Here is a 19226-nt window from a genome sequence, read left to right on the forward strand (position 1 = left end):
CCCCTGGCCGAGCCCGCCTCACACCTTCTCCACAAACCCATCCAGCACGCGCTTCTGGCCGGCGCGGTCGAAGTCGATGGTGAGTTTGTTGCCTTCGATCGCGGCGATGTTGCCGTTGCCGAACTTCATGTGGAAGACGCGGTCACCGACCGAGAAGCGGGAGGGTTCGGCAGTCGTCGATTTCGCCACCAGCTCGCCGTCGATGGTGCGGCCGCGCGGGCCGCTTTCGCCGTAGCCGATGCGCTCGACCGCGTGGCCGGAGCGGGTGCCCCAGTTGTCGCGGGTGGCGTCGGAGCGGTGCTGCTGGGCGCGCTTCCAGCCGGGGGTCGCGTAGGAGTTCTGGAACGGATCGGCCTTGTCGAAGCGCGACTGGCCGTAACCGCCGCGGCCATAGCCGCCATAGGACTGCTCGTTCTCGGCCACGTCGACATGGGCGAGCGGCAGCTCGTCGAGGAAGCGCGAGGGCATGGTTGACTGCCAGAGGCCGTGTATGCGGCGGTTGGAGACGAACCAGATGTGGCAGCGGTGCTTGGCGCGGGTGATGCCGACATAGGCGAGGCGGCGCTCTTCCTCCAGGCCGGCGCGGCCGCCTTCGTCGAGCGCGCGCTGGTGCGGGAAGAGGCCTTCCTCCCAGCCGGGCAGGAAGACCGTGTCGAACTCCAGACCCTTGGCCGAGTGCAGCGTCATGATCGAGACGGCGTCGAGGTTCTCGTTCTGCTCGGCGTCCATGACGAGGGCGACATGCTCGAGGAAGCCGCGCATCGACTCGAAGGCTTCCATCGAGCGGATGAGTTCCTTCAGGTTTTCCAGCCGTCCCGGGGCTTCGGCCGTCTTGTCGGCCTGCCACATGGCGGTGTAGCCGCTCTCGTCGAGGATCTGCTCGGCAAGCTCGGTATGCACAGTCGTTTCCAGCAGGCTCTGCCAGCGGCGAAAATCGGTGACGACATCGAAGAGGGCCTTGCGCGCCTTCGGCTTCAGCTCGTCGGTCTCGATGATCTCGGAGGCCGCCGCGAGCATCGGGATATCGCGGGCGCGGGCATAGTCGTGCAGCGTGCGCACGGTGGTATCGCCCAGGCCGCGCTTCGGCGTGTTGATGATGCGCTCGAAGGCGAGGTCGTCGGCCGGCTGGCAGACGAGGCGGAAATAGGCCATGGCGTCGCGGATTTCGAGGCGCTCGTAGAAGCGCGGACCGCCGATGACGCGGTAGTTGAGGCCGAGCGTGACGAAGCGGTCTTCGAATTCGCGCATCTGGAACGAGGCGCGCACCAGGATCGCCATGTCGTTCAGATTGTGCTTCTGACGCTGAAGCTGCTCGATCTCCTCGCCGACGGCGCGGGCTTCCTCTTCGGAATCCCAGGCTGCATGCACCTGCACCTTCTCGTCATCCGGATTGGTGCGGTCGGTGAAGAGCGTCTTGCCAAGGCGGCCCTCATTGTGGGCGATCAGGTGACCGGCGGCACCGAGGATATGCTCGGTCGAGCGATAGTTGCGCTCGAGCTTGATGACCTTGGCGCCCGGGAAATCCTTCTCGAAGCGCAGGATGTTGTCCACCTCGGCGCCGCGCCAGCCATAGATCGACTGGTCGTCGTCGCCGACGCAGCAGATGTTGACGCTGGATTGCCCCTCACCCCGGCCCTCTCCCCGTTCTGACGGGGAGAGGGGGACCGTAGAGCGTGCCGCTTGTCCCTTCTCCCCGTCTTGCGGGGAGAAGGTGGCCGGCAGGCCGGATGAGGGGGAACCCGCAGGGGAGACCGGCTTGCGGCCTGGCCGCTGCGCCAAGAGCCGCAGCCACATGTACTGTGCCGTGTTGGTGTCCTGGTACTCGTCGACGAGGATATAGCGGAACTTGTCGTGATAGTCCTTCAGCACATCCGCATGCATGCGGAAGATGCGGATCGGGTGCAGGAGAAGGTCGCCGAAGTCGCAGGCGTTCAGCGTCAACAGCCGGTTCTGGTAGGCGGCGTAGAGCTCGCGGCCCTTGCCGTTGGCAAAGGCGCGAGCGTCACCCTCGGGGATCTGGGCGGGATCGAGCCCCTTGTTCTTCCAGCCGTCGATCATGCCGGCGAATTGCTTGGCCGGCCAGCGCTTGTCGTCGATGCCTTCGGCCTGGATGAGCTGCTTGATCAGCCGCACCACGTCGTCGGTGTCGAGAATGGTGAAATCGGAACGCAGGCCAACGAGCTCGGCGTGGCGGCGGAGCAGCTTGACGCCGATCGAGTGGAAGGTGCCGAGCCAGGGCATGCCTTCGACCGCATGGCCAACGAGCACGCCGATACGCTCCTTCATCTCGCGCGCCGCCTTGTTGGTGAAGGTCACGGCCAGGATCTGCGAGGGGAAGGCGCGGCCGGTGGAAAGGATATGGGCAATGCGGGTGGTGAGCACGCGGGTCTTGCCGGTGCCGGCACCGGCGAGCACGAGCACCGGACCATCAAGGGTTTCGACCGCTTCCGACTGTTCCGGATTGAGACCTGAGAGATAATCCGGGCGCGGCTGGGCGCGATCACGCGCCGCCATGGCGCGCGCGGCGATGCCGCCCGTGGCCGGGATACCTCCAGGGGCTGGCGGCTGCTTGCGCGGCGCCGGCTCCTCGTCGAAGAAAGGAATGTCGTCGAAACCACTCATCATGCGGCTCAATGTAGTGATTCGGTGGGGAAAGGCCAGAAAGGATGTTCTTCTTTTATTCCGTTTTCTGCGCCGGGCGCACCAAGCCTGTGGAAAGACAGGCGATTTCGAGACCGCTTATTCTCGGACGCTGTTTCGTTTCTCGCATGTCGTTATCGCAAAACCGCTGCAAACTTTTGCGCGACATCCTTTTAGTCGGCCGTTTTATCGAAGACGGCATCAACAGGCACCTGGAGCGCGGTGGCAAGCTGGTTGGTGCGGGCGGCGAGCGAGATCACCCGGAGCAGGTCCGCGTGCTGGGCATCGCTCATGCCTTTCGCCTTCGCTGCGGCCGTATGGGAATGGGCGCAGTAGCCGCAGCCATTGGTGACGGAGACGGCGATATAGAGCATCTCCTTTACCAGCGGATCGAGCGCAGAAGGTTCCGCCATCACCGCCTTGACGTCGCGCCAGGTCTGCTCCAGCAGATCCGGGTCGAAGGCGAGCCACAGCCACATATTGTTGATGAAATCGGATTTGCGCGTGGCGCGGATATCGTCGAACACCGCCTTGACGCGCGGGTTCTCTTCCGGGTTCTTCGGCGGAGTAACGGTGCTCATGGGCTTTCCTGCGTGGTGGTTGCCGGCGGCCTTGCGCCGCCGGATTGATGAGTGGGGTCAGGCAAGGGCAAAGACGCGCGCCGGGCCGCCGGTGCCGCCGCGGTGCTTCGGCGCACCGAGGATGAGCGTCGCGCCCTTCGCCGGCAGCTTGTCGAGATTGGCGGCGGCCTCGAGGCCCCAGCGGCCCTCGGGCAGCCAGGCATAATGCGTGGCGAAATCGGGCGAGGGGCCGTGGTCCAGCGAAAGCGTATCGACGGCGATGCCGGCGGCCTTGCTCTCTTCGATGAGATATTTCGCGGCCTCGACGTGAAAGCCGGGAAAATGCAGCTTGCCGCCGCCATCGGCATTGCGGAATTTCTCCGTGCCCACATGCGCGCCCCAGCCCGAGAGCATGGCGACGCAGGCGTTTTCCGGGATCTCGCCATTGGCGGCGATCCAGGTCTTGAGATCGTCGGGCGTCACCTGCGCGTCTGCGTCGCCGGATGCCTTTTCGCGGATATCGATGATGCAAAGCGGCACGACGAGCTTCTCCACCGGCAGTTCGGCGACGGAAAGGCCGTCGGCGGAAAAGTGCAGGGGCGCGTCGACATGGGTGCCCGTATGTTCGTTCACCCGCAGTTCGAACAGGTTGAACTTGTCCTTGGCGTAGTTGAACTTCTGTTCGCGGAAGAACTGCTGCTGGCCGAAGAAGGTCGGGAAATCCTCATGCAGTTCATGGGTGAGATCGGTGACGCTTGCATGTCCCTGCGCCAAGGCCGGGGGCGCAATGCCGGTGCTCGCGGCGGCGAGGCCGGCGGTTCCAACGGCAGCGGCTTTGAAGAAGCTGCGGCGCGAGAGCATGCGCTCCTTCACCGTTTCCATCACACAGGCATCGCACATCGTTCTAGCTCCCCTTCAAGAAACTGAAAAAACCAGCGGGCGAAACCGCTCGGAAAAAGCGGCCGGCGGTTGCAGGATAGCGCAGTCGAAGCCGCTGTAAATGCCGGCTCATGCAGCAAATTGCGCTTCACGGTGGAGACCACTCGCGCGTCATCATGCCGCCACCAAATTCGCTTTTATTACAATTGCGTAATGATGCCATTCCGTCATTGCCCCGACGCGCGCGAACAGGGATACTCCGCGCAATCGGAACGAACCGCCGGACGTGCCGCGCTGGGGCGTGTTTTTTGCTTTATCTGGAGATTTGAATGCGGGTTTGGAAACAGCTTGCGGTGAGCGCCGCTGTGCTTCTCGTGGGCGTGGCCGTCTGGGTGCGGTTCGTGCCTGGCGCGGGTGAAACGCTCGCCGCCATCGGCGTTTCTCATCCGCTAATCGATGCCCTGTCCAAGCCACAGACGGGCGGCGGCCAGGGTGGCGAACGCAATGGCGGGCGCGGCCAGGGCGGCGGCGCGATCCTGGTGATGGTTCGCCCGTCGGCAACCGCTGTCGTCAACGACCGGCTGAACGCCATCGGCAACGGCGAGGCAATCCATTCCGTCAGCGTCACGCCGACGGCGACCGGCAATCTCACCGAAATCCTCGTGCGCTCGGGCGACAAGGTAGCGGAGGGCCAGGTGATTGCCCGGCTCGACAGCGACGACCAGAAGATCGCCGCCGACCAGGCGCGGCTGACGCGCGACAGCGCGCGTGAAAAGATGGAACGCTATCGCAATCTCAGCACCGCGCGGGCGGTGACCGCGGTCGACGTGCGCGATGCCGAAATCGCGCTGCAGGCGGCGGAACTGGCGCTGAAGACTGCCGAGCTTGACCTCAAGCGCCGCGATATCGTCGCTCCCTCCAAGGGTGTCGTCGGCATCATCACCGTCAATGTCGGCGACTACGTCACCACGACGACGCCGATCGCCGTTGTCGACGATCGCTCGGAGATCCTCGTCGATTTCTGGGTGCCGGAGCGCTTCGCCAACAAGATCACCGTCGGCCAGCCGGTCACCGCCTTTGCCATCGCCCAGCCGGGCAATCAGCTCGACGGCGCGATCCACGCGATCGACAACCGGCTGGACCAGGCAAGCCGGACGCTGCGCGTGCGCGCACGGCTCGAAAACCCCGAGGATACGCTTCGGGCCGGCATGTCCTTCTCCGTCACCATGGCCTTTGACGGCGACACCTATCCGACAGTCGATCCGCTGGCGATCCAGTGGAGCTCGGAAGGCTCCTACATCTGGCGCGTTGTCGGCGACAGGAGCGAGAAGGTGCCGGTGAAGATCATCCAGCGCAATCCGGACAAGGTGCTGGTCGATGCCGCGCTTTCCGAGGGCGACGAGATCGTGACCGAAGGCGTGCAGCGCCTGCGCAATGGCGGCGAAGTCCGCATCGCCGGCCGCGAGCGCAAGCAGGATGCCGCTCAGAAGGTTGCGGAGGAAACGAAGTGAGCGGCGGCGAAGGGCACAGCAAAGCGTCCGCCCGCGAACGCGGCAAGACCGGCTTCACCGCGCTTTTCATCCGCCGGCCGATCTTTGCGCTGGTGGTGAATACCCTGATCGTCGTGGCCGGCCTTGCCGCCTGGAACGGCATCGAGATCCGCGAATTGCCGCAGGTCGACCAGCCGGTTATCTCGGTGACCACGACGCTCGACGGTGCGGCACCGGAAACCATGGACCGCGAGGTGACGTCGGTCGTCGAGGGGGCGGTCTCGCGCGTGCAGGGCATCCGCGACATCTCCTCGACCTCGACCTTCGGCCGCAGCCGCGTGACGCTGCAGTTCTCTGACACCACCGATATCGGCCAGGCCGCCAACGACATTCGCGATGCGCTCGGCCGGGTGCGCAACCAGTTGCCCGATGATGTCGACGAGCCGAGCATCGTGAAGGCCGACGCCGACAGCCAGCCGATCATGCGACTGGCGCTGACCTCCGACACGATGAGCATGGAAGACATGACGCTGCTCGTCGAAAACGAAATCAGCGACCGGCTGGCGGCGGTGGAAGGCGTTGCCGACGTCGCGGTCTATGGCGACCAGGAGAAGATCTTCCGCATCGACCTCGACCAGGCGAAGCTCGCCGGGCGCGGGGTGACGGTGGCAAACCTCAGGACCGCGCTCGCCAACGCCTCCTATGACGTGCCGGCCGGCAAGCTGACCAGCGCCAGCCAGGACCTCTCGGTGCGCGCCACCGCCGACCTGCAGACGCCGGAGCAGTTCGAGAACCTGATCCTCGTCAACAATGTGCGGCTGCGCGACGTCGCCACCGTGACCCTCGGTCCGGACACGGGCACGACGGCGCTGCGCTCCAACGGCCGTCAGGGCATCGGACTCGGCATCGTCCGCCAGGCGCAGTCGAACACCGTCGATATCTCCGAGGGCGTCCGCAAGGTCGTCGATACGATCCAGAGTGAGATCCTGCCCGAGGGCACGCAGTTCCGGATCACCAGCGACGATGCCGTCTTCATCAACGGCGCCATCCACGAGGTGGAGATTGCGCTGGTTGTCGCCGTCTTCATCGTGACGCTGGTCATCTACCTGTTCCTGCTCGACTGGCGGGCGACGCTGATCCCGACGATCAGCATGCCGATCGCGCTGATCGGCACGGTGGCGGCGATCTATCTCGCCGGCTTCTCGATCAACATCCTGACGCTGCTGGCGATCGTGCTGGCAACGGGGCTCGTCGTCGACGACGCGATCGTGGTGCTCGAAAACATCGTGCGGCGGCGCGCCGAAGGGCTCGGCCCACGGGCGGCTGCGGTGCACGGCACGCTCGAGGTGTTCTTCGCGGTGCTGGCGACGACGGCGACGCTTGCCGCAGTCTTCGTGCCGCTCTCCTTCCTGCCGGGGCAGACCGGCGGTCTCTTCCGTGAATTCGGCTTCGTGCTGGCCTTCTCGATCCTGCTTTCCTCCTTCGTCTCGCTGACGCTCTGCCCGATGCTTGCCTCGCGCATGCTGACGAAGGAAGCGCATACGGTGCCGGGGCCGATGGCGCGGTTCGGGGCACGCGCTGCCGGTTTCTACCGGGTGACGCTGCGCGCCTGCCTCAACTCGCCGCTGATCGTCTTCGTCGTTGCCGCCTTCTTCACCGCCATGGGTGCTGCCGGCTTCCTGACGCTGAAATCGGAACTGACGCCGAGCGAGGACCGCTCGCAGGTGATGATGCGGATCAACGCGCCGCAGGGCGTCTCGCTCGAATACGCACAATCCCAGATGCGCCGCATCGAGGACGGCCTGCAGCCGCTGGTCAAATCCGGCGAGATCGACAACATCTTTTCGATCTCGGGCCAGGGCGGCTCGGTCAACAGCGGCTTCATGGTGCTGACGCTCGCCTCCTGGGAGAAGCGTGACCGCACCCAGCAGGAGATCGTCGCCGACATCAACAAGGTGACGGCGCGCATCCCCTCGGTCCGCGTCTTCGCCATGCAGCCGAACAGTCTCGGCATTCGCGGCGCCGGCAGCGGCCTGCAGGTGGCGCTGGTCGGCAATGACTACAACAAGCTCGGCGACGCGGCGGCGAAACTGGTGCGCCAGATGGAGGACAGCGGCCGCTTCGAGAACGTCCGCCTCAATTACGAGGCCAACCAGGCGCAGCTCTCGATCACCATCGACCGCGAGCGCGCCTCCGACATGGGCGTCGACATCGGTGGCCTCGCCTGGGCGCTGCAGGCGATGCTCGACGGAAACAGTGTCGTCGACGTCTATGTCGATGGCGAATCCTATCCGGTGAAGCTCTTATCCTCGACCAATCCGGTCAACGACCCGACGGATCTGCAGAACATCTTCCTGAAGGCCGGAGACGGCAAGATCGTGCCGATGTCGACGATCGCCAGCGTCGAGGAAATGGCGGTGGCGCCGCAGCTCTCGCGGGAATCGCAGCTTCGCGCCGTGTCGCTCTCGGCCGGCCTCAAATCGGACCTGGCGCTCGGCGAGGCGCTGACCATGGTCGAGCAGATGGCCGAGCCGCTCTTGCCGCCGGGGTCGCGCATCATGCCGCTCGCGGAAGCGGCGACGCTCAACGAAAACGCCAATGGCCTCTTCGTCACCTTCGGCTTCGCCCTCGTCATCATCTTCCTGGTGCTGGCGGCGCAGTTCGAAAGCTTCGTCAGCGGCCTCATCATCATGTCGACGGTGCCGCTTGGGCTCGCCTGCGCGGTCTTCGCGATGATCATGACCGGCAACACGCTGAACATCTACAGCCAGATCGGCCTGGTCATGCTCGTCGGCATCATGGCGAAGAACGGCATCCTGATCGTCGAATTTGCCAACCAGTTGCGCGATCGCGGCCAGGACGTGCGCTCGGCGATCGAGAACGCCGCCAATATTCGCCTCCGCCCCGTGATGATGACGATGATCGCCACCATCGTCGGCGCGGTGCCGCTGGTGCTGGCGAGCGGCGCGGGCGCGGAAGCGCGCATCGCGCTCGGCTGGGTGCTGGTCGGTGGGCTCGGGCTGGCGGTGATCGTCACGCTCTACCTGACGCCGGTCGCCTACCTGGTGATCGCCCGCTTCACCAAGCCGCATGCGGACGAGGAGCGGAAACTGCATGAGGAAATGGAAGCTGCAGCGGCGCTCGAGGCGCACTGAGCTACTGCAAAATACAAGGTGCTACGGCGACCTTGTGCGTCCGATAGGACGCGCGGGACTGTAGAGGCCAGCGAACGCCGTTGGCCTCTTCCACGCTACATTTCGAGCCCGGCGGCAATGAGAAAGATCGCTGCCGCCAGGCCACCGAGCGCGCTTCGTCCGGCATGGAGCCTGCCCCAGCGCTTGAGCAGGCTGCGGCTTTCCTCGCCGGTCTCATCCGGCCGCGTTGCCTCCAGCTTGCGATTGACCGGCATCACGAAGAACAGCGTATAGGGCCAGTTCAGGATGATGATGGCGGCACCCAGGCCCCAGAGCACATGGCCGGTTCTTCCCCAGGCGGCGGCGCCGAGCAGGCCCGAGATGAGGGCGAGTGTCGCCTGCATCTCGAAGGCGCGGCGGTAGGAAGGAACCCATTGCGCCAATGCGGCGCGATCGTCGAGATGGAGCCTTGCGGGCTGTTCGGCGAGATTGATGTAGATGGCGGCGCCGAAAAAGATCGACGCGGTAAGCAAAGCGAGCAGACCCAGCATTGCCTCTCTCCCTTCACGCCAACATGATAATCCAACGCCGGCAATTTGAGCAGGTGTTTTCTGCGCTCTCGCCCTCATAGGTGGACCCAGACGCTTTGAAACTGATTCCGATTTCGCTGGCAGCGCCTTGAAATCGAATCGCTTTCGGTTCTGTTGCGCCGGGTCGAACGCCAGCCTGGCGTCAATTGTCGGCCCGCTGCTCCCATCGACCTCTATTCGCCGACGCTCGCCGCCTGGGACGGCTGGGTGTGGATTGCAGGCATCGCGCTCTACCTCCTTTGCGTGGCGGCGCTGAGGCATCTGCCGCGTTGAAAAATCGGCTGTTTTCCCCGCTCTGATACGGTCTTGTGACGCTCCGGTCTCACGTCAGGCGTTTTCCTGCGTTAGCCTGACGGTCAAGGGCGCGAGCGTCTGGACAAAGTGATTCCGATTTGCACAGTAGCGCCTTGAAATGACTGCGCTTCCGAGGCATCGCTTCGGGAGGGCAGCGTATGCAACAGGAAGGGCGTTTTCCGTGGCATTGAAGGCAATCAGGGCTGGCGTGAGGAACGAGGCCGGCATTACGGCGGCGAAGCAGGAATTGGCCGCCCGCTTCGGCGACCGGCTGCAGACGGGCGAGGCGATCCGCGCCCAGCATGCCCACACCACCACCTACATTCCGGCGCAGCTTCCCGATGCGGTGGTGTTTGCCGAAAGCGCCGAAGAGGTGCGCGAGATCGTTCAGATCGCCGCCCGGCACAAGGCGCCGCTGATCCCCTTCGGCACCGGGTCGTCGCTCGAGGGCCATATCAATGCGCCGCATGGCGGCATCTCGGTCGATCTCGCCCGCATGAACAGGGTGCTGGAGGTCAATGCCGAGGATCTCGACTGCCGGGTCGAGCCGGGCATCACCCGCGAGGAGCTCAACACCTATCTGCGCGACACCGGCCTGTTCTTCCCGATCGACCCCGGCGCCAACGCCTCGATCGGCGGCATGGCCTCGACGCGGGCTTCGGGCACCAATGCGGTGCGCTACGGCACGATGAAGGACAACGTGCTGGCGCTGACGGTGGTGACGGCCGACGGACGCGAGATCCGCACCGCCCACCGGGCACGCAAGTCTTCGGCGGGCTACGACCTGACGCGGCTTTTCGTTGGCGCGGAAGGCACGCTCGGCATCATCACCTCGATCACGCTCCGGCTGCAGGGTATCCCGGAGGTGATTTCCGGCGGCGTCTGCCCGTTCCCGACGATCGAAGACGCCTGCAACGCGGTGATCCTCACCATCCAGTCGGGCATTCCGGTGGCGCGCATCGAGCTTCTCGATGCGCTGCAGATGAAGGCCTGCAACGGCTATTCCGGCCTCTCCTATGCCGAGACGCCGACGCTCTTCGTCGAGTTTCACGGCAGCGCCGAAAGCGTCGAGCTGCAGTCACGCCAGTTCGGCGAGATCGCGTCGGAGTTCGGCTCGACCGGCTTCCAGTGGACGACCAATCCGGAGGAGCGGGCGCGGCTCTGGAAGGCCAGGCACAATGCCTATTGGGCGCAGAAGAGCCTGATCCCGGGTGCGGCGATCCTGTCGACCGATGTCTGCGTGCCGATATCGCGGCTGGCCGATTGCGTCGCGGCGACGCAGGAGGATAGCGTCGCCCATGGCCTGACCGCGCCGATCGTCGGGCATGCGGGCGACGGGAACTTCCACGTCGGCTTGCTGTTTGACGACACGGACGCGGCCGACGTGGCGCGGGCCGAGGCTTTCGTCGAGCGGCTGAATGCCCGGGCGCTCGAAATGGATGGAACCTGTACCGGCGAGCACGGCATCGGCCAGGGAAAGATGCCGTTTCTCGAGGCCGAGCTCGGCGACGCGCTGGATCTGATGCGGCAGGTCAAGCGTTCGCTCGATCCGGACAATATCTTCAATCCGGGCAAGATCTTCGCCTGAGGCGGCCCCCCGCGCGAGGGCGTCAGGTTTTGGCCCAATTTTTCGGGCAATGCGCCGGCGCCAAAGTGTGGTACTGCATAGTTCCGAAGTCGGAATCGACCCCGAACGAATTATGCGGCAAACCAGAGTGCCAGGGCGCGAGCCACTGGCGCTCAACTGACGTGCGGCGCGCGGACGCGCCGATGAACTGAATGGGAATGTAGGCACGGTGCTTTCGCGAATTCTGCTTGCCGTCGGTGGACTTGTGGTCGTTGCGCTCTTCGCGGCGCTGATCGCCCCGTGGTTCATTGACTGGACGGGTTTTCGCAAGGAGTTCGAGCGCGAGGCGAGCCGCATCATGGGCAAGCCGGTGGTCGTGCATGGCAGCGTCGATGCGCGGCTGATCCCGTTCCCCACCGTGACGCTCAACGATGTGCGCGTCGGCGCCAGCCAGGACGGTGAGCCGCTGATCCAGGTGGCGCAGTTTTCCATGAGCGCGGAACTGGCGCCGTTCCTGAGCGGCGAGGCGCTGATCTTCGACATGCGGCTGGACCGGCCGAAGGCCAAGGTGCGGCTGCTGCCTGACGGTACGCTCGACTGGGCGCGCGGCCGCCGCACCTCGATCCCTGCCAAGACCGTCGTGCTTGAAAACGTCGAGATCAGCAATGGCCAGATCGAGTTCATCGACGAGCAGACCGGCCGCACCCGCCGCGTGAGCGGGCTTGCCGCCGATGTTTCCGCCCGTTCGCTCGCCGGTCCGTGGAAAGTGGAGGGGCGGGCGGCGCTCGACGGCGAAGCCGGCAGCTTCTCCCTCACCAGCAACGAAGTGGACGCAGCAGGTGCGCTGAGCCTCAAGGCCCGGGTAACGCCCGACAAGCGCCCCTTCGGCGTCGAGACCGACGGCGCATTGAAGATCGTCGATTTCAAGCCGGTCTACAGCGGCCGCTTCACCCTGACGGAAAACCGGCAGGGCGAAAGCAAGGAGGACGATCGGGCGCCGTTGCGCATCAACGGTGACTTCCAGCTTACCAATGAAAGCATCCGCGTTCCGGATTATCGCTTCGAGGTCGGTTCGACGGATGATCCCTATGTGGTCACCGGCGAGGCGACGCTCGATACCGGCAAGGATCAGAAGTTCCTGCTGATCGCCGACGGCCAGCAGATCGACGTCAGCCGGATCGGTCCCAATCGCAACGCCAAGACCGGCCGTGATCCGGCGATCTCCATGCGCCAGCGGCTGGAGGCGATGCTGACGATTGCGGCCGAAATTCCCATTCCGCAGGTGCCGGGCCGCGCCAGCCTGAAGCTGCCGGCGATCGTCGTCGGTGACACGACGGTTCGCGACGTGCGCATCGACGTCCAGCCCGATGGCGCGGGCTGGGTGATCGACAACGTCGTCGCGCTCCTGCCGGGCCGCACGCAGCTCGAGGCCAAGGGGCGGTTGAACCTCAAGGGCCAGCGCAGCTTCCGCGGCGACCTGCTGCTCGCCTCCAACCAGCCGTCCGGTCTGGCGAACTGGCTGGCGGGCTCGGTCGATCCGGCGATCCGCAAGCTGAAGACCGCCGGCTTTTCGGCCAAGGTGAACCTCACCGATACGCTGCAGCAGTTCGAAAACCTCGAAGTGGCGGCGGGCGAGGCGAGCCTGAAGGGCCGGCTCGAACGGCAGTCCTTTGCCGAGCAGCAGCCGAACCTCTCGCTGCAGCTCAAGGGCAACCGCATCGATTTCGAGGCGCTTCAGGCGCTGACCGGACTGGTGGCGGGCGACGCCTCCACCGATACGCTGCTGCAGCACGCCATCGCTGCCGACCTTTCGGCCGACGAGTTCTCCGCCTTCGGCGAAGAAGCCAAGGACGTGCAGGCGGTGCTGACGCTGAAGAACGGCCAGCTCCAGGCCGAGCGCGTGGCGATCGGCTCGCTCGCCGGCGCCCAGCTCGCCTTCTCCGGCCGGGCCAGCGGCGATCTGGAAAAGCCCGTCGTCTCGGCCAAGATGAAACTCGCCGCCAAGAACCTCACGCCGTTCCTGGAAATGATTGGCCGGCACGCGGTCGACCATCCGGCGCTCAGGCAATTGATCAAGGCCGGCCCCTATTACAGCGACACGGCCTTCGACGTGACGCTGACGGCCGGCAACAAGGAAGGCAATGCGCCGGCAACCTTCGGCATCTTCGGCGCGGCGAACGGCACCAAGATCGCGGCCAGCTACCAGGCGCCGGACATGGCGCAGGCGCTGACCGGCAAGGCGATGCTGCTGGAAGCGACGCTCGAAAACCCCGAAACCCGCCTGCTTCTCGGCCAGACCGGTTTCGATCCCTTGCCTTTCGATGCGGACGCCAACGGCATTCTCTCGGTCAAGCTGCAAAGCACCGATGGTTCGAAGGCAAACGGCACGGTGACCTTCACCACTGAGAAGTCGTCGCTGGCTGCCAAGGGCAATGTCGATCTTTCGCGCGACCACTTCCTCGAAGGCCAGGCGAAGATCACGCTCGAGACGCAGGACATCGAGCCCTATCTGCTGCAGCAGGGCGTGGCGCTGCCGCAGATGGGCAGTGGCCTGCCGCTGACGATATCGGCCGACGTCGCGGCAAGCCCGGAGGCGATCGCGCTGACGGCGGTCGAGGGCAAGGCGGACAACAACGGCTTTACCGGCACCTTGACGGTGGACCGCAAGGCACCTGGGGCTGCCACCGGTCAGCTCACCGTCGACACGCTCGACCTCGCCTGGCTGGGCGAGGGGATCCTCGGCCCGGTCGAGGATGCGAACGGCGCATTCTCGAAGAGCGCCCTGGCGCAGCCGGCCTGGACGGGTCTCAACGTCGCGCTCGACGTGCAGGCGGGAAAATTCTGGCCGGGCGTCTATGGTGCGGTCACCAGCTTTGCCGGCAAGATGGAATGGAAGGGCGACGAGATTTCCCTGACCGATGCCACCGGCGACTGGCTGGGCGGCAAGCTCGCCGGGCGCGTGCAGGTCGGGAACGCCAACGGCTCCGGCTTCCTGCGCTCGCGCCTGGACGTCAAGGGCGGTGACCTGACGCAGGCGGGTTGGACCCGTTCCGACGCTCCGGTGGCGACCGGAACGTTCGATCTCTCCGTCGCGCTGGAAGCATCCGGCGCGACACCGGAGGCGATGGCGCATTCGGCCAGCGGCTCCGGTACGGCGACCTTCAACGGCCTGACGCTGAACGGCATCAACAGTGCGGCCCTGCCGCAATTGATTGCCGCCGCCGATGGCCAGAAGACGCAGATTTCGGCCGATAGCATCCGCAGCGCGGCGGAAGCAGCCGTGTTCTCCGGTCAATCCGTGGTCGGCGTCGTCAAGGCTCCCTTCAGCGTCGCCGGCGGCGTGCTGAGGGTGCAGAACGTCACGGCCGGCGATGGCAATGCCGCCTTCATGGGGGCAGCAGCGCTCGACCTTGCGGCCGGCCGGATCGATGGCGGGATCGACCTGACCTTCCGCCCGGGCGAGGAGGCGCTTGCCGGTGCCGAACCGCGTGTGCGGATCGGCTATGCCGGCCTCATGGAGGCGCCGGGCGTCAGCCTCGACGTCGCCGATCTGGCCAATTTCCTTTCGCTGCGCGCCTTCGAGCGCGAGCGCCGGCGGGTCGAGATCCTGCAGGCGAACGTGCTGGAGAAACAGCGGCTGCGCCGTGAAGTGGCGCTTTACAAGGCAAAGGCGGAGGCACGCGACCTCGAACGGCGACGTGCCGTTGCCGAAGAACGCCGGCGTGCCGCGGGGGCTGCGGAAGCTGCCCGCGTCAAAGCCGAACTGGAAGCGCGCGCCGCGGCTGAGCGAAAGGCCGAAGCCGAACGGCAGGCCGAAGCGGCACGCCGGGCGCAACAGGCGCCGTGGGGCATGCGCGGTGCCGGCGGGGAGCAGCAACCGATCGCGCCGCAAAGTGGGCCCGACGATACCCAAGGCGGCAGCGCCGGGCGGCCAGCCGGCCAGAAGCTGAACTTCGAAGTGCTGCCCGACATCACGGTGCAGTAACCGGCGCTCAAATCCGAACCGATCTGCGCGCCCTCGGCGGCGCCTTTCACGCCCCTGCGCGCGCGCCAATCCGGCGTTGCGTGGCGGGCCTCCTATGTCCGGACATGCGCTTGCGGATGAATTTCGTCGATGCTTTCGGACGCCGCTGGGGATTAAGGCCCTCACAGCAGCGATTTCGACAAAGTTTAACGATTTCTGAAGCCATTTCGCTACGTTTTCTCGCTAAATTAGCAAGATGTTTTGGAGCGCAGGGAGGGGCGCGGCCGATTGGCCGCTTCTAGCTTCAACTCATTGGAATCGATGACGTCTCTTGCTTTGGGGCCATGTGGCTCCGAAGTCGTCGTGATCTGTTGAGGGGCAACGAAGCAAGATGCTAAACAAACGGAAGAACAAGCTCGTCCGCATGCTCGAGGACGAAAGCGGCAACTTCGCCGTCATGACAGCCCTGGTGATGATACCGCTGTTTACGGCTGCTTCCATCGCCATCAATCTCGCCCGCATCAATCTCGAGTCCGCCAAGATGCAGGACGCGCTCGATGCGGCCGCCTTCTCCGCGGTCAAGTCCTATGGAGAAGGGGAAGATGAAGCCCAGGCGAAGGATCTGGCGAACAACACCTTCTTTGCCAATTTCGGCATGCCGGAGATCGTCGACGAGATCGGGTCGGGGGAAAGTTCGACACCGGCGGCGGCACAGGCAATCACGGTCGCTTTCGGCACGGCCGGCGTGGAGAGCACGGCTACGGCCACCTATGAGCTCACATACGCTCCGCTCTTCTGGGGCCTGCAACCCTATACGATCGACCGCGCAAGCGTCGCGGCGCGCATGCCGGGAAGGGAAGCGTGCATTCTGGCGCTTCATCCGACCGCAACCCGGGCGTTCGAAGTGAGCGGCAGTGCCAGCGTCGATACGTCCGGCTGTACCATCACGTCGAATTCGAGCGATGCCCAGTCGATCTATCTCAGTGGTTCGGCCAGCTTGAAGGCCGAGTGTCTTTATGCCACCGGCAAGGTATCGGCGACACTGGCCCATCTCGAGCTCGCCTGCGGCAAGGCGGTGGAGGATGTTCCGCCGATCCTCGACCCGTTCCGGTTCAGGAAAATGCCGACGACGGGGAGCTGGGTGAACCTCGCCGGATGCGGACAGAACTTCGTGGCCGGCGGTGGCGGCAATGGCGACTGCAATGGCACCAGCAAAACGCCGAACAACGCACCCGTCGGCTACACCGTCGAATTGAAGCCGGGCACCTATGGCGGTCTGGAGATCAAGGGCAAGGTCCTCTTGCGGCCGGGCTCCTACATCATCGACGGTGGTGTCCTGAAACTTGCCAGCCAGTCGGTGCTCACGGGTGAGGGCGTCACCTTCTTCCTGATGAACGGCGCCCAGCTCGACATTCACGGCGGCTCGACCTTCAACATCACGCCATCCCTGACGGGGGACTGGGCAGGTTTCGCGATCGTCGCCGCCCGGAACAATACGGCGACCGCGACAATCAACGGCAACAGCGCCTCGTCGCTTGCGGGCATCATCTACATGCCGGCATCACGCGAGATCCAGTATGCCGGCAGTGGCTCCACCGGCGGCGAATGCGTGCGCATCGTCGCGCAGGAGATCACCATGATCGGCAACAGCAGCTTCAAGCTGGATTGCAAGGCGGAGCTCGCGAACAACACCATCAACAACCCCGGTGCCATTCGTCTGGTCAGATAGGTCGCGACCAATCTCGCCATACGACGTTAAACCCGGTTGCATGGCAACCGGGTTCTTTTTGCGCGAAGGCTCAAGCCGTTTCAGAAGCGTATGGAAAGGCCGAGGATCGGGCCCTGTTGAACCACGTCGAAGATAAAGCCGTCATTGTCGTAGTCGACGCCGAGTGCACGGTAGCCGGCAATCGCCGAGATCGTGTCGTTGAAGCGGTAGCCGAGGCCGAGGGCCACATCCCAGTCGATGTCGGCACCGCCGCCGCCGACGAGGCCCCAGCCGGTCAGGTAGATTTCCGGCGTCAGATAATAGGCGCCGCGCAGGCCCACCATGCCGTCGACCCAGGTCTTGCCGTCTTCGCGGCTGACACCGTCAAGCGGACCGCCATGGAAGGAGATGGTGGTATCGACCGACCAGACCTTCACGCCGCCGATCACGTCCAGGTTTGATTGCTGATCCTGGAACACCGTGTAGCCGACGGCGGCGAGGCCGACGAAGGTCTCCGAGTCGACATCCACCGTGTCGGTGAAAATCCCGCGCGCCTTACCGTCGCCGGAAAGCTTTGAGTAGATCAGATCGGTGAAGATGCTGAAGCGATCGTTCCGCGCTTCGCCGATCGCCATGGCGGCGAAATCGAGATTGCTCCAGATGTCGCCGAAGTCGGAATCGATGTGGACGGTCGGCAGGCCGAACTGTGCCGTGTCGCCGGAGAGCCCGGCAATCCAGAAATAGGGGGCGAAAGTGAATTGCCAGCCGCTCTCGGTTTCCTGGACCGGTGCCGAAGGGGCCATCAGCGGTGTGATGTCTGCCGCATTGGCCGACAGAAAGGGCACCAGGCTCAGGCAGGCCGCAAGGCCCAGTCGCGTAGAGATACTCATGAAACGCTCCCCTCTGAGACGGCAGCACAAGCCGTCTCTCTATGGGACATTTTTATATAAGCCTGCCCGAAAACAACTGATTTCGATCGACGATGGGGGTCGTGAAGGACAAAACCCGCCGGGCTGTTGCAGGGCGCACACAATCAGGCCGTGCGGGCAGGCCGTGCGCGCAGGCGATTTATCGCTGTCAGGCCTCGCCCGGCGAAGACGCCAGGATCTTCGCCTTCAACCATTCGAGCACATAGACACGCAGAGCCGAGGAAAGATTGCTGTCGGGGCCGCGCTGGTCGTCGATCTCGGCGATGAGCTGCGCAAGCGGCATCCCCCTTGCCACGGCGATTTCCTTCAGCTCCTGCCAGAAGGCATCCTCGAGCGAGAAGCTGGTGCGGTGGCCGTGCAGGGTCGCGGAGTGCTTACGGATCATCGTCCGGTCTCTGGATCAGAATGACTTTGGGGCGGATTGCGCACGCCCTATGAGTTGGAGCGGGACGCCGGCGGAAAACCGCCACCCGCGGCGCTCCCAAATCGCATGTCGTTATCGCAAGCCGCCGCGCGCCTTTGCGCGACATGCGTCGGTTGGCATTTCGATTCGGAAAACGGCCGCAACTCCTTGTTCCGGAATCGTTTTTCTTCGAGGAGGGCGGCTCAGTCCTTGCCGTCGCCGCCTTCGCCCTCGACCGGCCGCTCCAGGCGGCCCTGGTCGAGGCGGGCGTCCGCCTTGTCGTTCAGCGCCTTTGTCAGGGACTTTTCGGCCTTGGTGCGGCCGAAGGAGATGCGGTTCTGCTCGGCCTGCTTTTCCTTTTCCGTGCGCTCACGGCGCTTGCGGAACTGGCGCAGATTGACGACGTCGCCGGTCATGACCCGAGGCTCCTTCAGCGCCACGCGTCTTGCACGCGCAAGGGTCGCTGTAGCTCTTTGAGTGGCTGCATGTTTGTCCTTCAGCCGGCTGCGATCAAAGGAAACATGCAGTCGGTGGTGATCAGTTCTTCTTGCGGAAGGAATCGAGCGAAACGACGGAGCCGCCGCCGTTTTTCGGTTCGGTCGGCTTGTCTTCCTTGGCCGCGGCCTCGCCGTTTTCCTCCGGGACCGGATAGGCGGTGATTTCGGCCGATTCCACTTCTTCCTCCTCGCCGGCGGCGACATCGAACTCCAGCTCGAAATTGACCGAGGGGTCGTAGAAGCCGCGGATGGCGTTGAACGGGATGACCAGCCGTTCCGGCGTATCGGAGAAGGAAAGCCCGATCTCGAAGCCGGTCTCGGTTACCTTCAGTTCCCAGAACTGATGCTGGACCACGATGGTCATCTGCTCGGGATACTTCGCCTTGAGGTGCTGCGAGATGCGCACGCCCGGCGCGCCGGTCAGGAAGGTGATGAAGAAGTGGTGCTCTCCGGGCAGATGGCCTGTCGTGGCGACCTCGGTCAGGACCTTGCGGATGACGCTGCGGAGCGCGTCCTGTGCCAGAATGTCGTAGCGGATGTGGTCCTGGCCCATGGGTGTCCCGTCTTTCCT

The 19226-nt window shown here is 64.7% G+C and carries 13 protein-coding genes; 5 read left to right on the forward strand and 8 right to left on the reverse strand.

Features of this window, described 5'->3' with window-relative positions; genetic code table 11:
• Window positions 1-18: 18 nt before the first annotated feature.
• The 3 genes from AC0C6X_RS21575 to AC0C6X_RS21585 all read right to left on the reverse strand — a co-directional run bounded on the left by AC0C6X_RS21575 (window position 19) and on the right by AC0C6X_RS21585 (window position 4100).
• On the reverse strand, window positions 19-2625 hold the full coding sequence (locus AC0C6X_RS21575) for an ATP-dependent helicase (RefSeq protein ID WP_472955192.1): 2607 nt from the start codon (window positions 2623-2625) through the stop codon (window positions 19-21).
• A 188-nt stretch (window positions 2626-2813) separates the two neighbouring features.
• Entirely contained in the window at window positions 2814-3221 is a 408-nt protein-coding gene (locus tag AC0C6X_RS21580) for a carboxymuconolactone decarboxylase family protein (RefSeq protein WP_247958365.1), read from the reverse strand.
• A gap of 57 nt (window positions 3222-3278) precedes the next feature.
• The gene (locus AC0C6X_RS21585) at window positions 3279-4100 is read right to left on the reverse strand and encodes a cyclase family protein (protein ID WP_173517156.1); all 822 of its coding nucleotides are present in this window, start codon (window positions 4098-4100) and stop codon (window positions 3279-3281) included.
• A gap of 308 nt (window positions 4101-4408) precedes the next feature.
• Here AC0C6X_RS21585 and AC0C6X_RS21590 point away from each other — a divergent pair, with 308 nt between their 5' ends.
• Both AC0C6X_RS21590 and AC0C6X_RS21595 read left to right on the forward strand, forming a co-directional pair.
• Window positions 4409-5590 (forward strand): efflux RND transporter periplasmic adaptor subunit, encoded by a 1182-nt coding sequence (locus AC0C6X_RS21590; protein WP_472955042.1) that lies wholly within the window; start codon window positions 4409-4411, stop codon window positions 5588-5590.
• Complete coding sequence (locus tag AC0C6X_RS21595) at window positions 5587-8724, forward strand: efflux RND transporter permease subunit (protein WP_472955044.1); 3138 nt, start codon at window positions 5587-5589, stop codon at window positions 8722-8724. The genes AC0C6X_RS21590 and AC0C6X_RS21595 overlap by 4 nt, the downstream gene beginning before the upstream one ends.
• Window positions 8725-8819: 95 nt before the next feature.
• Here the strand turns inward: AC0C6X_RS21595 and AC0C6X_RS21600 are convergent, their stop codons facing one another.
• Entirely contained in the window at window positions 8820-9254 is a 435-nt protein-coding gene (locus AC0C6X_RS21600; protein WP_173517153.1) for an anthrone oxygenase family protein, read from the reverse strand.
• Between the two features lie 514 nt (window positions 9255-9768).
• On the opposite strand from AC0C6X_RS21600, the gene AC0C6X_RS21605 reads away from it, so the two are divergent.
• The 3 genes from AC0C6X_RS21605 (at window position 9769) to AC0C6X_RS21615 (ending at window position 16847) form a co-directional block, all read left to right on the forward strand.
• On the forward strand, window positions 9769-11175 hold the full coding sequence (locus AC0C6X_RS21605; protein ID WP_472955046.1) for an FAD-binding oxidoreductase: 1407 nt from the start codon (window positions 9769-9771) through the stop codon (window positions 11173-11175).
• 208 nt (window positions 11176-11383) lie between these two features.
• The gene (locus AC0C6X_RS21610; protein WP_472955048.1) at window positions 11384-15139 is read left to right on the forward strand and encodes an AsmA family protein; all 3756 of its coding nucleotides are present in this window, start codon (window positions 11384-11386) and stop codon (window positions 15137-15139) included.
• A 370-nt stretch (window positions 15140-15509) separates the two neighbouring features.
• Window positions 15510-16847 carry a TadE/TadG family type IV pilus assembly protein gene (locus AC0C6X_RS21615; RefSeq protein WP_173517150.1) on the forward strand — a complete coding sequence of 446 codons (1338 nt, stop codon included), beginning with the start codon at window positions 15510-15512 and terminating at the stop codon, window positions 16845-16847.
• Window positions 16848-16927: 80 nt separating this feature from the next.
• On the opposite strand, the gene AC0C6X_RS21620 is transcribed toward AC0C6X_RS21615, so the two are convergent.
• The 4 genes from AC0C6X_RS21620 to AC0C6X_RS21635 all read right to left on the reverse strand — a co-directional run bounded on the left by AC0C6X_RS21620 (window position 16928) and on the right by AC0C6X_RS21635 (window position 19208).
• Window positions 16928-17716 (reverse strand): hypothetical protein, encoded by a 789-nt coding sequence (locus AC0C6X_RS21620; RefSeq protein WP_173517149.1) that lies wholly within the window; start codon window positions 17714-17716, stop codon window positions 16928-16930.
• Between the two features lie 187 nt (window positions 17717-17903).
• Window positions 17904-18140: a ribbon-helix-helix domain-containing protein gene (locus tag AC0C6X_RS21625; protein ID WP_472955050.1), complete on the reverse strand. Its 237-nt coding sequence runs from the start codon at window positions 18138-18140 to the stop codon at window positions 17904-17906.
• Between the two features lie 221 nt (window positions 18141-18361).
• Window positions 18362-18574, reverse strand: a complete 213-nt coding sequence (locus AC0C6X_RS21630) for a DUF4169 family protein (protein WP_472955052.1) — start codon at window positions 18572-18574, stop codon at window positions 18362-18364.
• A 121-nt stretch (window positions 18575-18695) separates the two neighbouring features.
• On the reverse strand, window positions 18696-19208 hold the full coding sequence (locus AC0C6X_RS21635) for an SspB family protein (RefSeq protein ID WP_472955053.1): 513 nt from the start codon (window positions 19206-19208) through the stop codon (window positions 18696-18698).
• Between the last annotated feature and the right edge of the window lie 18 nt (window positions 19209-19226).

The organism is Ensifer sp. VA4 (genome assembly GCF_055710065.1).

Excerpts from the sequence above, each read along its gene's own strand:
- AC0C6X_RS21635 (WP_472955053.1), bottom strand. The coding sequence starts at position 19,208 with ATGGGCCAGGACCACATCCGCTACGACATTCTGGCACAGGACGCGCTC.
- AC0C6X_RS21615 (WP_173517150.1), top strand. The coding sequence starts at position 15,510 with ATGCTAAACAAACGGAAGAACAAGCTCGTCCGCATGCTCGAGGACGAA.
- AC0C6X_RS21580 (WP_247958365.1), bottom strand. The coding sequence starts at position 3,221 with ATGAGCACCGTTACTCCGCCGAAGAACCCGGAAGAGAACCCGCGCGTC.
- AC0C6X_RS21625 (WP_472955050.1), bottom strand. The coding sequence starts at position 18,140 with ATGATCCGTAAGCACTCCGCGACCCTGCACGGCCACCGCACCAGCTTC.
- AC0C6X_RS21585 (WP_173517156.1), bottom strand. The coding sequence starts at position 4,100 with ATGTGCGATGCCTGTGTGATGGAAACGGTGAAGGAGCGCATGCTCTCG.
- AC0C6X_RS21620 (WP_173517149.1), bottom strand. The coding sequence starts at position 17,716 with ATGAGTATCTCTACGCGACTGGGCCTTGCGGCCTGCCTGAGCCTGGTG.
- AC0C6X_RS21575 (WP_472955192.1), bottom strand. The coding sequence starts at position 2,625 with ATGATGAGTGGTTTCGACGACATTCCTTTCTTCGACGAGGAGCCGGCG.
- AC0C6X_RS21600 (WP_173517153.1), bottom strand. The coding sequence starts at position 9,254 with ATGCTGGGTCTGCTCGCTTTGCTTACCGCGTCGATCTTTTTCGGCGCC.
- AC0C6X_RS21630 (WP_472955052.1), bottom strand. The coding sequence starts at position 18,574 with ATGACCGGCGACGTCGTCAATCTGCGCCAGTTCCGCAAGCGCCGTGAG.
- AC0C6X_RS21590 (WP_472955042.1), top strand. The coding sequence starts at position 4,409 with ATGCGGGTTTGGAAACAGCTTGCGGTGAGCGCCGCTGTGCTTCTCGTG.